The organism is Apilactobacillus kunkeei (assembly GCF_001308195.1).
GTDB lineage: Bacteria > Bacillota > Bacilli > Lactobacillales > Lactobacillaceae > Apilactobacillus > Apilactobacillus kunkeei_C.
In genome coordinates, this window is sequence record NZ_JXDF01000006.1 from 39,645 (window position 1) to 53,818 (window position 14,174).

Sequence of the window (14,174 nt, forward strand, 5' to 3'; positions counted from 1 at the left end):
GATGGCAAAACGAACTGACATTAACAAGATTTTAGTAATTGGATCCGGACCAATCATCATCGGGCAAGCTGCTGAATTTGACTACTCAGGCTCTCAAGCTTGCCTAGCCTTGAAGGAAGAAGGATACGAAGTAATCCTAATCAACTCCAACCCAGCAACCATCATGACCGACACCACCATCGCCGACAAGATTTTCGTCGAACCAATCACATTGGAATTCATCAGTAAAATCATCCGCCAAGAATTACCCGATGCAATTCTACCAACATTGGGTGGTCAAACTGGTTTGAACATGGCCAAGGACCTAGCCGACAGTAATATCCTAGACGAATACAACGTCGAACTACTGGGTACCAAGCTAGACGCCATCGAAGAAGCAGAAGACAGACTTCGTTTCAAAAACCTAATGGAAGAAATTGGTGAACCAGTTCCCGAATCAAAGACGGTCGAAAACATGGAAGACGCGATTGCATTCGCCAACGAAATCGGCTTTCCACTAGCCATTCGTCCAGCCTACACACTAGGGGGAACCGGTGGTGGATTCGCTCACAACATGGCCGAATTCGAAGAAATCATGGAAAACGGACTACGTCTATCACCAATCAGTCAAGTCCTAGTGGAACGCTCAATCGCCGGATACAAGGAAATCGAAATGGAAGTAATGAGAGACCAAATCGATAACGCCATGATTGTCTGCTCAATGGAAAACGTCGACCCAGTCGGGGTGCATACCGGAGACTCAATCGTTGCCGCACCGGTCCAAACACTATCCGACCGTGAATACGAAATGCTACGTGACGCCGCATTGAAGATTATCAGAGCCCTTCATATCGAAGGGGGATGTAACGTGCAAATGGCACTAAGCCCAACTTCAATGAAGTACTACATCATTGAAGTTAACCCCCGTGTCTCACGTTCATCAGCACTAGCATCAAAGGCGACCGGATACCCAATCGCAAAGATTGCCGCAAAGATTGCGGTCGGTATCAATCTAAACGAAATCAAGAACCCGGTAACTCAAATCACACTAGCTCAATTCGAACCAGCCTTGGATTACGTCGTAACCAAGATACCACGCTGGCCATTCGATAAGTTCCCACAAGCGGATAACCACCTAGGAACACAAATGAAGGCTACCGGTGAAGTCATGGCCATCGGTCGAAACTTCGAAGAGTCTTTATTAAAGTCAGTTCGTTCTTTGGAAATCGACCAACGCTACTTTGACCCAGCCGAATACGAAGGTGTCGACACAGCCGATATGCTTCAAGCAATTGAAGACCCAACCGACGATCGACTATTCATGATTGCCGAACTAATCAGAAGAGGGGCTACCATTGAACAAATCAATGCTCGCACCCAAATCAACTTATTCTTCTTAGATAAAATTCAACACATCGTAGAAATTGAAACAGAGTTAGCAACCGACCAATCACTTCCAATGTTGAAGATGGCCAAGCGCTACGGTTTCTCAGACGAATGGATTGCTAAAATTTGGAACACCGACGAAAATTCAGTTCGTCAAATGCGTAAGGACAATAACATCACACCAGTCTACAAGATGGTTGATACATCAGCCGGTGAAATCAAGGCGGCCACTCCATACTTCTACAGCACATGGGGCCAACACAGTGAATCAGAAGTATCAGACAAGAAATCAGTCTTAGTCCTAGGTTCTGGACCAATTAGAATCGGTCAAGGAGTTGAATTCGATTACGCCACGGTTCACGGTGTGCAAACTCTTCAACAGTTGGGCTATGAAGCCATCATCATGAACTCCAACCCAGAAACAGTTTCAACCGACTTCTCAATGTCAGACAAGTTATACTTCGAACCACTAACTATCGAAGACGTGCTAAACGTGATTGACATTGAAAAACCAGAAGGAGTGATCGTCCAATTCGGCGGTCAAACTGCGATTAACCTGGCAGAACCACTACACGAAGCGGGCGTGAAGGTATTAGGAACAACCGTGGAAGACATCAACCGCGCCGAAGATCGTCACGACTTCGACCAAGTCATCAAACAATTGAAACTACCACAACCACAAGGTGACACCGCCACAAACATCGATGAAGCCCTAAAGATTGCTAACCAAATCGGCTACCCAGTCATGATTAGACCTTCATACGTACTAGGTGGAAAGGCAATGGAAATCGTCCATGACGACGAAGAACTACACCGTTACATGACTAAGGCGGTCCACGCATCTAACGACCACCCAGTCCTAATCGACCAATACCTACTGGGTTCAGAAGCCGAAGTCGACGTTGTATCAGACGGAGAAACTGTGGTCATTCCTGGAATTCTAGAACACATCGAAAGAGCCGGAATTCACTCAGGGGACTCAATGGGAGTATACCCACCACAAATCATGTCACAAACTGTCCAAGATCAAATTGAAACCGCGGCGGTTGAACTAGCCAAGGCGCTAAACACCAAGGGATTGATGAATGTCCAATTCGTTATCAAGGACGACGTGGCATACGTCATCGAAGTTAACCCAAGGGCTTCCAGAACAGTACCATTCATGTCTAAGGTGGCTCACGTCCCAATGGCTGACCTTGCAACTCGTATCATGGCCGGTGAAAAACTATCCGACCTAGGCTACAAGTCTGGGGTAGTGACACCAGCCAACCGCATCAGCGTGAAATCACCAGTGTTTAGTTTCTCAAAACTACCACTAGTTGATAACACACTAGGCCCTGAAATGAAGTCCACCGGTGAAGCAATGGGATCAGACACCAGCTACGCCAAGGCACTATACAAGTCATTCATCGCATCAGGAATTACCATTCCAACATCAGGCAACGTCTTATTCACTGTCTGCGACGAAGACAAGCAAGAAGCATTAGAACTAGCCAAACGTTTCAGAAGATTAGGGTTCCAAATTAAAGCGACTGAAAACACTCATCGTTTCTTCCAAGAAAATGGTTTAGATAACGCCTTAATCCACAAGTTCTCAGAAGACGATGATAATAACCCGGTCAGCGAATTAAATAAGCAACACCTAAAACTAGTCGTTAACACCATTGACTCAACTGAAGCAACCTTTGATGATGAAGCACAAATCAGAGCCGCAGCGATTGAAAATGCGGTGCCATTGTTCACCGCATTAGACACTGTCGCATCATTGTTAACAGTACTAGAAGATCAAACACTAACCGTCAACGCACTTTAGGAGGAATTCAAATGTCAGTAGACTTATCAGCACAAATCGCCAACATGTCAGTAAAGAACCTATTTTTAAACGCGTCAGGAATTCATTGTCAGACCGAACAAGAACTAGACGAACTAATGAACGAACCGGTATCAGGTGCCATGGTAACCAAGAGTATGACTCCAAAGAGTCGCTTTGGAAATCCATTGCCTCGATACTACCGTCTAGCAAACGGCTCCATTAACTCAATGGGTCTACCTAACCAAGGGTTCGATTACTACATGGATTACTTGAAGAATCACGACCAAAAAAAGCCAATCATCGTATCAGTGGCAGGGATGTCAAAGGAAGAAGACTTGGAGATACTACACCAACTTCAAGATAACGATGACTACCATGGTTTGACCGAGTTGAACCTATCTTGTCCAAACGTGATTGGTAAACCTCAAATGGCATATGATTTTGAAGCTGCTGATGACTTACTACACGAAGTATTCAGTTTCTACAAGAAACCACTAGGCATTAAGTTGCCACCTTACTTCGATTTAGTTCACTTCGACATGATTGCCGAAGTATTGAACAAGTACCCATTAAGCCACGTGAATACCATTAACTCAGTGGGAAATGGACTATGGATTGATACCAACTCAGAAACCGTCGTATTAAAACCAAAAGGTGGCTTTGGGGGCGTCGGTGGATCAATGGTCCTACCAACTGCCTTAGCCAATGTCCGCGGTTTACGTCAACGTCTAAACGATGACATTAAGATTATTGGTACCGGTGGAGTTACCAACGGACGAGACGCTTTCGCGCACATCTTGTGTGGTGCTGAGATGGTTTCAATCGGGACTCAATTATACGAAGAAGGGCTACAAACTTTCGAACGTGTCACAAGAGAGTTAACTGACATTATGGAAGCTAAGGGATACGCATCACTAGATGATTTCCGCGGCAAACTAAAGGTAATTGAAGACTAGCCAAAAAGAGACTGGGAAGACCCAGTCTTTTTTTATTTAAAAATTGGTAATGCTTGAACCTCAAATGACGAAATTTTTCGTTTTTATGGTACGATAAAACTATAAAATAACGAGTGAGGAATCATCATGAGAAAGAAATTATATACAGCTACATGGGTATTGCTACTTGTAGTTGGAATTTTTCTAGTTAGTCTACCATTTCTAGAAAACTCAGCCATTCAACATTTGATTAGCAGTGAAATGAACGGTAAGATCGTTCAACAAGATAAAAGCAAGAAGGCCAACTTTGACTTTTCAAAGATTGAAAGCGTTAGTGCTTCTTCAATCTCAAAGGCCATATTTAGTCATAAACACACAATGATTGGTAAGATTTCTATTCCATCAGTTTCAATCAACCTACCAGTCTACTATGGTTTGGATAACGAAGAATTATTGTCAGGGGTCGGAACTATGAAACCCAACCAACAATTAGGTAAGGGTAACTATGCGATTGCCGGACATCACATGAACAACGAAAAGATTTTGTTTGGCCCATTACACAAGGTGGTTGAAGGGGATGCCATTTACATCACCAACGGTAAAAAGGTATACAAGTATGAAGTCAGCTCAGTATCTGTGATTGATCAATACGATACCCAATTCATCACCAAGAAGTACAAGAAACCAACATTAACATTGATTACCTGTGCTAGTGGGACACCAAACGAACCAAACCGTACAATGGTAAGAGCTAAACTAAGCTCAATTACCGACTTAAGTGATAAGACAGCTAAATACTTTAAGTAAAAAAGAGGACTGTTATGGTCCTCTTTTTACTTTGTGTCTACTTATGTTAAGAAAGTGAAAAAATTGATAAGAAAATATTAAGTTTTAATGGAGTTTTAATTTTATTTTTTAGAATGACTATAATGGAATGAAGATAAAGTTTATTGACTCAGGGGTGTTAACAATGAAATATAACAATAAAAATAATTATAAATACAATGATAAAAAAGTAATGCGCAAAGTAAAAAAGAACTGGGTCGTAGTATCCATCGTGACAGTCGGTTTGCTAGGAACTGGAGCATATGTCCAAAGTAACGTAAACAATGTCCATGCTGATACTGCTTCTGCAACTCAGGTGCAAACAGGTAAGTGGGGAGATGCTAATGTTGCCTTAAGTAGTGACGGTGTCTTAACAGTTTCATCTGGTGATACCGTTGCGACATTAGGAACATTCCCATTTGACAAATCAAGTGTAAAGAAGATTGTCTTTTTAAACACGGTGAAATTACCAAGTGAATCTGGTAGATTGTTAGGTGATTTTAATAACCTAACTGAATTTGTTGGCCTAAATAAAGTTGATGCTAGTCAACTATCTATCGCAAGTGGATTATTTGTTGAAGATCATAACTTACAATCCATTGATGTAAGCAGTTGGAAAACACCAAACTTAACTAATGCTTTTGAAATGTTTGCAGGTGATCACCGCGTCACAGACATTAATGTTACTGGTCTAGACACCAGCAATGTAACCGATATGTCAGAAATGTTTGCTCATGACTACAATCTTACAAATCTTGTCGGTGTTAATACTTTTAATACTGAAAAAGTAACAAATCTTAACTACTTTTTAGGATGGGCAACATCATTAAAGAGTATCGATTTATCTAACTTTAAAACACCTAATTTATCTTCAATGGTATATATGTTTATTAACACTCTTCAATTAACTAGTGTTAATATTGCTAACTTGGACACCCGTAATATTAATGGTGTAAGTCAAGCTTTTGCTTTTATACCAGGAGGAAATGACGATGGATATCCATACAATGATAAACAGGATTTAGTTAAAAGTAATCTTCAATCCATCATTATTGGACCTAATTACGACCCATCCAAGGTTCAATTCGATAGTGCAGTCGGAAATGTTAATCTATATAAATTAAATCAAGATGGAACATTGAGTATAAATGGTGAACCAAGCAAAGATTGGGGAGCTGCAGTAGTTAAGATTATTAACGGTAATGTTAATGGACAACCGTTATCTCTTTCTGTAGCTGCTCAAGGTGTGGTTAATACCCCTATTAGTATCCCGGTTCCTGCAGGATACGGTGTCATAAATGATAATGATAACGTTATTACTTTAAAACAAGGTGATAACGGTAAAATTGATGTTAAGGTCTACAAACAATTAAATGGAACTATTAACTTAGTTGATCAAAATAACGACTCAACTGTTGTTTCTAAAGATTTTAATGTTTTAGATACACAATCTGTTAATGTAAGTGCATTATTACCATCTGGTTATCGTTTAGTAAATGATAAGGAAGCTACACTAGTACCAACTGATGGAACTCAAACATACAAAATCTTGATTGCCAAAGAAACTACTTCACAATCAAGCTCTTCATCAAGCAGTGCGCAAAGCTCAAGTGCCTCAAGTGCAGAACAAAGCAGTGCGCAAAGTTCAAGTGCCTCAAGTGCAGAACAAAGCAGTGCGCAAAGTTCAAGTGCCTCAAGTGCCGAACAAAGCAGCGCACAAAGTTCAAGTGCCTCAAGTGCCGAACAAAGTAGTGCGCAAAGTTCAAGTGCCACAAGCACAGAACACAGCAGTGCTCAAAGTTCAAGTGCCACAAGCACAGAACACAGCAGTGCTCAAAGTTCAAGTGTCTCAAGTGCTGAACACAGTAGTGCCCAAAGTTCTAGCGTCTCAAGTTCCGAACAAAGCAGCGCACAAAGTTCAAGTGCAACAAGCACAGAACACAGTAGTGCACAAAGCTCCAGTGCCACAAGCACAGAACACAGCAGTGCAGAAAGTTCAAGCGCAACAAGCACAGAACAAAGTAGTGCTCAAAGTTCAAGTGCCACAAGCACAGAACAAAGCAGCGCGCAAAGTTCAAGTGCTTCAAGTTCAGTAGCGAAGGTACCAAGCTCAAACAAAAACAACGCTGCAAACCCTGTTAAAACAAAAGGTAAGAACAGTAAAAAGACAACAAACCAAAAGCTTAACGACAAGAAAATGAATGTCGATAAGACACAAAAAGATAAATTGCCACAAACTGGTGATGAAGGTACCAAATCCTACCAAGTAACGGGGCTATTAATGTTAATTTCATCTTTTGCTTTAGCTTTATTTAGACGTAAAAGAAATGAAAAATAATAAGTAACCAAAAAAGCCAACTCGAAAGAGTTGGCTTTTTTATTTTTGATTATATTTAAACGCAAGTTCATTAGGATCAGTTAATGTTTACTGATATTTAACTATAGTTAAGTTTAAGTAAAAAAAGAACCAGAAGGGTTTGGAAATACTGACTTTACGTTTATCGTAACCATATAAACATTATATGCAAAATATTAATTTTATATAATATATTATTAATGTTCATTTGGTAGAGTTATTAATATCATTTATAAGGAGCATGAAGATGAAAAGCGATAATTATTATAATGTCAGCTTGATGGAAGGTGAACATGTAAGAGAGATTCGTATTTTTGAAAAAGTTAAACCGAAAGGTAAGAAAGTAAAGAGACTACATATCACAAAGAAATCTGGCAATAAAAAAACAAACATGGAAAGTAGAACAAAAAGTAACCATAGAGCTAAGAAGAAAATAATTGGATTGATTCAAAATAATTTTCTAAATACTAAATTTAGCTTTATTACGTTAACTTTTAGATATAATTTGGAAGATGTTAGTATGGCCAATGAAATATTAGCTAAATACATAAGAAAAATAAGAAAGATAAGTAAAGAAGAGTTTAAATACATATGTGTAATGGAATTCCAAAAAAGAGGAGCAATCCATTATCATTTAATTTCCAATTTATACAAGCCGGATTACAAAAAAATTCACGAGTATTGGGCTTCCATAATTAAAAAAGACGAAAGAATAAAAGATGATGGTGGATCTGTAAGAGTAGAAAATATAAGTAATAATGATGATGCTATGAGGATTTCATCCTACATTAGCAAATATATGACCAAATCTCTGGGGAAGGAATCGCTATTTGGTAAGAAGTGCTATTCTACATCTAAAAATCTAAGTAGATTGAAACCATCCAATATGCTTATTGATAATGCCTTTAATAACGAAAATGAAATTAATCGATTAATTAATAACAATCAAATTATTAGTCGTGCAGAATATACCGATGCATATAGTGGAAAAAGAATTAAGTATTACTCACTTGCTAAATAGTTCTATTAATATTTAATATAAAACTCACTTACCGACTTCTTCATCCTCAAATCTTTACTGCAGATGCGAGAGCATCTGTGGATGGTTTTGACCTTAATCAAGTCTTTTCCGGGCGTCGGCTCGACGCCACTTCGAATATCATTTAAGTAAGTGAAAATATTCTTGGTCATAATTAATAGATGTTTTGAAAACATGAAAAATGTAACTATCAAAAAAGTCATGCTTTTATCTAATCCAATGAATAGACATAAGGATGACAAGTTTGAAATAATTTCAATGTTATTTATGTTTAGTAAATTCTTTGCAGCTTTCATGAATAAATCCTCCATATCATTTCTTATAAATTTTTTGAGATACTAGAAACACAAGAACAATGACCGCTAGGTTATTGCCAACACTTCTTTCAGAAGCGAAGAAGTCCCAAATGGAAAGTAGGTTCACAAACAAATCGAACCAATCTGACCACTTTGTAGAGATATACTTGTTTCAATTAACACTTAGCAACAAAAAAAGACCAACTCCCCCGAGTTGGTCTTTTTACATATAAATCCTATGATTCATCAATGCTGTCTAGTAGAACGTAGTTAACTTTACGTAGTGACATTAAGTCTTTTCCACCAGCGTATGAGATTGATGATTGTAGATCTTCTTTCATTTCTAGAAGGGTGTCTTCAATGTTTCCCTTGAATGGGATTAACAATTGACGACCTTCAACGTTGTGGTGTTCACCTTTTTGTTTGGCAGAAGCTGAACCCCAGTATTGTTTGAATTTCTTACCATTCTTTTCAACGATTTCACCAGGTGATTCAACGTGGCCAGCGAAAACTGAACCAATCATCATCATGGTTGCACCGAAACGAATTGACTTAGCAAGATCACCGTTAGTACGGATACCACCGTCGGCAATCATTGGCTTAGTAGCAGCCTTTGAGCACCACTTAAGTGCTGAAAGTTGCCAACCACCAGTACCGAAACCAGTCTTGTACTTAGTAATACATGCTTTACCAGGTCCAATCCCAATCTTAGTAGCGTCAGCACCGGCGTTTTCGATTTCACGAACAGCGTCAGGAGTACCTAGATTACCTACGATTAAGAAAGTTTCTGGAATTTCTTTTTTGATGTATTTAATCATCTTGATAACGAAGTCTGAGTGACCATGAGCCACATCAATAGTAGTGTATTCAGGGACAGCGTCAGCGGCTTTTAATTCATCGATAAAGTCGTATTCAGCATCCTTGATACCAACACTAATTGAAGCAAATAAACCTTTTTTGTGCATGTTTTGAACAAATTCTAGACGTTGTTCCGGTTGGAATCTGTGCATTACGTAGAAGTAGTCATGTTGAGCCATCCAAGTAGCTAGATTTTCATCCATAACTGTTTCCATGTTTGCGGGAACAACTGGTAGTTGGAATTTATGTGGGCCGAATTGAACTGAAGTATCAGCTTCACTACGGCTCTTAATGATACATTTTTCAGGTAATAATTGGACATTGTGGTAATCAAAAGTTCTCATTATAATGACCTCACTTTATTTATGATCTTCCCAAACGTTTTTCAAAATGTTAGTAGCTTCACGGTCTGGACCAACGGCGAAAGTACATAGTTCAACGCCAGTTAGTTCAGAAACGCGTTTTAGATAATTTTGTGCGTTAGCGGGTAGTTCTTCGACAGTCTTGCACTTAGTAATGTCTTCTTCCCAGCCAGGTAGGTCTTCAAAGACAGGTTCGCACTTATCTAGGAAGTCTAGGTTAGCAGGGTAGTACTTGATTAATTCGCCATCGTATTTGTAGCCAGTACAGATACGAACGGTGTCAAAACCAGAAAGTACATCTAGACAGTTAAGTGATAGGTGGGTGATACCAGAAGTACGAACGGCGTGTTGTAGGACAACGGCATCTAACCAACCAATACGACGAGGACGCTTAGTAACAACCCCGTATTCATGAGCGACTTCACGGATACGATCAGCACGTTCATCGAATAGTTCGGTTGGGAAAGGTCCATCACCAACACGTGATGTGTAGGCTTTACATACACCAACGACTGAGTTGATACGGTTAGGACCGATACCAGTACCAGTGGCTGCGTTTCCGGCAGTAGGGTTAGATGAAGTAACGTATGGATAAGTCCCATGGTCGATATCTAACATTGCGCCTTGGGCACCTTCAAATAGTACTTTTTTGTCGTTATCTAAAGCTTCATTAATTAGTAGAGAAGTGTCAGTAACGAATGGTGCAATCTTCTTAGCGTATGCACTGTACTTAGTAAAGATTTCATCGAAGTCAAAACCAGGTTGGTCGTATAGTTTTTCTAAGATGTTGTTTTTAATGTTTAATGCTTGGTGTAACTTGTCAGCAAAGGTATGTTCGTCAATCAAGTCGGCGATTCGAATACCGATACGTTCTAGTTTATCCATATAAGCAGGTCCGATACCCTTGTGGGTGGTACCTAATTTATGTTCTTTTTGTTCTTCTTGTAATTTATCAAACAAGATGTGGTATGGCATGATTACTTGGGCTCTGTTTGAGATACGTAGTCCAGAATAATCAAAACCATTTTCTTCTAAGTAGTCCATTTCAGAAATTAAAGTTTCTGGATTAACTACAACTCCGTTTCCGATGATACTTAGCTTATCGGAATAGAAGATTCCGGATGGAATTAAACGGCAGTGAAATTCCTTGTTGTCAATAACGATGGTATGGCCGGCGTTGTCTCCGCCAGAATATCTTACGATCATATCAGCATCTTGACTTAGAAAGTCGGTAATTTTACCCTTTCCTTCGTCGCCCCATTGGCTACCTATAATAACGATTGATGACATCAAGTTCACCTCATATATTTCTTTAAGTATTGAGGAGTGTATTTCAACACTCCAGGAAAGATTTTACCATGCTGGAAAAATTAATCAAGAACTATTTGTATAAATGAGAAAATAATGTTCGGAAAATAAATAAAAAACGAACAATAAGTATAATTAATTTTAAGATAATAGTGAAAAAGCGAATTTTATATGTTAATATTAAAGCAAGATATTCGAAAGGATGGATTGTGATGATTGATCGTTATACCAGACCAGAAATGGGAAATGTATGGTCTAAATATAATCAATACGCCTCATGGCTAGCTGTGGAGGTTGCTGTTGACGAAGCTTGGGCTAAGTTAGGAGAAATTCCTGCTGAAGATTTAGCTAAGATTCAAAAGAACGCTACCTTTGACGAAAAAGAAATTGAAGAAATTGAAAAGACTACCCATCATGATGTCGTAGCATTTACTCGTGATGTTTCAAGATACTTAGGTGATGAAAGTAAATGGATTCACTTCGGTATGACCAGTACAGATATCGTTGATACTGCCCAAGGTTACCGTTTGAAACAAGCTAACAACATTATTCGTAAAGATATCGAAGAAATTATCGAAACTATCGGTAACAAGGCCCTTAAGTACAAGGATACTGTTATCATGGGAAGAACTCACGGTGTTCAAGCCGAACCAACTACCTTTGGTTTGAAGTTACTTCGTTGGTATGAAGAAATGAAACGTAACTTGGAACGTTTCAACATGGCATCAAAGGATGTTGAAGCAGGTAAGATTTCGGGTGCCGTTGGTACTTTCGCTAACGTTGATCCATACGTTGAACAATACGTATGTCAAAAGTTAGGTATCCGTGCCCAATCAGTAGCCAGCCAAGTGCTACCACGTGATTTACATGCTAACTACATTGCATGTCTTGGCGTGATTGCTACTAGTTTAGAAGAATTTGCTACCGAAGTTCGTGGACTACAACGTTCAGAAATTCATGAAGTTGAAGAACACTTTGCTAAGGGTCAAAAAGGTTCATCAGCAATGCCACACAAGAGAAACCCAATTGGTTCAGAAAACATCTGTGGATTAGCTCGTGTAATGAGGGGACATGTTGTTACTGCGATGGAAAATGTTGCATTATGGCATGAACGAGACATTTCCCACTCATCTGCAGAACGTGTTATCTTGCCAGATTCTACTATCTTAATCGACTACATGTTGCACCGTTTCAACAATATTGTTCGCGATCTAGATGTATTCGAAGAAAGAATGCTAAGTAACCTAAACATTACTAATGGTCTAATCTACTCACAACGTGTAATGTTGAAGTTAGTTGAAGCAGGGATGACTAGAGAAGCTGCTTACGACACAGTTCAACCACTTACTGCAATTGCTTGGGATGAAAACAAACAATTCAAGCCATTGGTTGAAGCAAGCGAAACAATTAACGAAAAACTTTCAAAAGAAGACATTGATGATGCCTTTGATTATCACTATCACATCCGCCACGTCGATGAAATTTTCAAACGCTGTGGTTTAATGTAAAACAAAAAGAGTTGGCAATCCGCCAGCTCTTTTTTTGTGTAATTTTTTAAAATCAGTTAGAATGAAACATAGGTGATATATAATGAATAAAAAATTTGAAATGACAAAAGAAGGTTGGACTTTCTCAGTTCTATTCTTCTTATTCGCTGTTTACTACAGTTTCAGTAAGGCGCACTTTGCTCACTGGGGCAATGTTAAAGTGACATTCTTCTTAGTACACTGGTCAACGCTATTAAGCTCATTGATTTACGCAGTGATCTTGGTATTGTTCTACCTCGTATGTACTTTGCTACCATCACGTCGTATTGTGGCCTTGCCAACAATTATTACATTATTACTAGCTGGACAAGAATTAGCGCTTGCTTACTACACACTCCCAGTTGGTGATATTTTAGGTGGATTGGTACTATTGATTGGTACTTTGACCATCCTATACATGGCATACATCAACGCTAAAATTAGTTTTAACATCATTGATTCAATCATTGATGCGGATGAAGGAAATTACTTCAAGCGTTGGTTTAACCGAGTGAAAGTCAGTCTAGCATATGATTGGAAACCACTAGTGATTTCAATTGTTATCTACATGATTATTAACGCGTCAATGCTAATGACATTAACATTTAAGTAAGAGTCAGCCAGGTTGGTTGGCTTTTTTATTTTGAAAATTATCCATTTATAACTTTAAAATAATGGTAATATAAAAGTTGTAGGGGGAATCATAAATGTTAAAGAAAACAATATACATAATTGGATTGGCATCAATTATTTCATTGATGCTGGTGGGATGTGGTAAGAGTAAGGCTTCCCACCAATCCGACAAACCATACGGAGCGGGTCAAATTTCAAAGAAGGTTAGCTCAGAATCAGCTAGTGATGCAAGTTCATCAAGTGACAGTAAAGGCACAAATGCTGCTAACAGTTTGAACTTAGATGATAAGACATATGGTGTATTGGCATTAGAATACAGATTTTCTCAAGAATCTGATAAAAAAGCTAGCACGGATTACTTTAAAGATTTTACATCCGTAAAGAAACTAAGCTCAAAGAATTCTACATCTATGGGTGGTTTGTTTTATGCTGATAAAAGTAATAGTTTAGAAGAGTCAAATAACCACCAATATAATCAATTCACATATAACGGGGACACGACTGCTGACACATTTTTCAAGGTGGGTACATCAACTGTCTCTTTACAATATAAGGGTAAGGATCCTTCAGGAAAGTTAGCCATGTCTCAACTTCCGGTGATCAGAAAAACTGTAAGTAAAGATTACCTAGTCAAAACTTTTTACAAAACCAGTGCCCAAAGAGAACATGTTGATAATTACGTAAAATCAATTCCAAATGAAGATGATTGGGAGAAACAACAGGAATCCTCAACTAGATATATGACAGATAACTAAATAAAAAAGACTCTGAACTGAACCCCTTGAGTTGGAGAAATCTAACTTAAGGGGTTCTTTTATGTTTTCTAAAGAATTAAAATTAGCTGCCATTAAAGATTAT

10 protein-coding genes are annotated in these 14,174 nt (G+C 38.8%); 8 read left to right on the forward strand and 2 right to left on the reverse strand.

The window, feature by feature from the left end; translation table 11 throughout:
• Position 1: 1 nt before the first annotated feature.
• The 5 genes from carB (at position 2) to RZ78_RS01155 (ending at position 8,315) form a co-directional block, all read left to right on the forward strand.
• Entirely contained in the window at positions 2 to 3,178 is a 3,177-nt protein-coding gene (carB, locus tag RZ78_RS01135; protein ID WP_054607859.1) for a carbamoyl-phosphate synthase large subunit, read from the forward strand.
• 11 nt (positions 3,179 to 3,189) lie between these two features.
• The gene (locus tag RZ78_RS01140) at positions 3,190 to 4,134 is read left to right on the forward strand and encodes a dihydroorotate oxidase (protein WP_054607860.1); all 945 of its coding nucleotides are present in this window, start codon (positions 3,190 to 3,192) and stop codon (positions 4,132 to 4,134) included.
• Positions 4,135 to 4,260: 126 nt separating this feature from the next.
• A complete protein-coding gene (locus RZ78_RS01145) occupies positions 4,261 to 4,920 on the forward strand; it encodes a class A sortase (RefSeq protein ID WP_054607861.1) in 660 nt (219 codons plus the stop codon).
• A gap of 163 nt (positions 4,921 to 5,083) precedes the next feature.
• On the forward strand, positions 5,084 to 7,276 hold the full coding sequence (locus tag RZ78_RS01150; protein ID WP_054607862.1) for a BspA family leucine-rich repeat surface protein: 2,193 nt from the start codon (positions 5,084 to 5,086) through the stop codon (positions 7,274 to 7,276).
• A 265-nt stretch (positions 7,277 to 7,541) separates the two neighbouring features.
• Positions 7,542 to 8,315 carry a rolling circle replication-associated protein gene (locus RZ78_RS01155; RefSeq protein ID WP_054607863.1) on the forward strand — a complete coding sequence of 258 codons (774 nt, stop codon included), beginning with the start codon at positions 7,542 to 7,544 and terminating at the stop codon, positions 8,313 to 8,315.
• Positions 8,316 to 8,865: 550 nt separating this feature from the next.
• On the opposite strand, the gene RZ78_RS01165 is transcribed toward RZ78_RS01155, so the two are convergent.
• Both RZ78_RS01165 and RZ78_RS01170 read right to left on the reverse strand, forming a co-directional pair.
• Positions 8,866 to 9,831: a GMP reductase gene (locus tag RZ78_RS01165; RefSeq protein ID WP_054482847.1), complete on the reverse strand. Its 966-nt coding sequence runs from the start codon at positions 9,829 to 9,831 to the stop codon at positions 8,866 to 8,868.
• A gap of 15 nt (positions 9,832 to 9,846) precedes the next feature.
• A complete protein-coding gene (locus tag RZ78_RS01170) occupies positions 9,847 to 11,139 on the reverse strand; it encodes an adenylosuccinate synthase (protein ID WP_054607865.1) in 1,293 nt (430 codons plus the stop codon).
• A gap of 230 nt (positions 11,140 to 11,369) precedes the next feature.
• Here RZ78_RS01170 and purB point away from each other — a divergent pair, with 230 nt between their 5' ends.
• The 3 genes from purB to RZ78_RS01185 all read left to right on the forward strand — a co-directional run bounded on the left by purB (position 11,370) and on the right by RZ78_RS01185 (position 14,071).
• On the forward strand, positions 11,370 to 12,665 hold the full coding sequence (purB, locus tag RZ78_RS01175; protein ID WP_053791439.1) for an adenylosuccinate lyase: 1,296 nt from the start codon (positions 11,370 to 11,372) through the stop codon (positions 12,663 to 12,665).
• Positions 12,666 to 12,747: 82 nt separating this feature from the next.
• Positions 12,748 to 13,296: a hypothetical protein gene (locus RZ78_RS01180; protein WP_054607866.1), complete on the forward strand. Its 549-nt coding sequence runs from the start codon at positions 12,748 to 12,750 to the stop codon at positions 13,294 to 13,296.
• Between the two features lie 94 nt (positions 13,297 to 13,390).
• Positions 13,391 to 14,071, forward strand: coding sequence for an Lreu_0056 family protein (locus RZ78_RS01185; protein ID WP_054607867.1), 681 nt, complete (start codon positions 13,391 to 13,393; stop codon positions 14,069 to 14,071).
• Positions 14,072 to 14,174 lie beyond the last annotated feature (103 nt).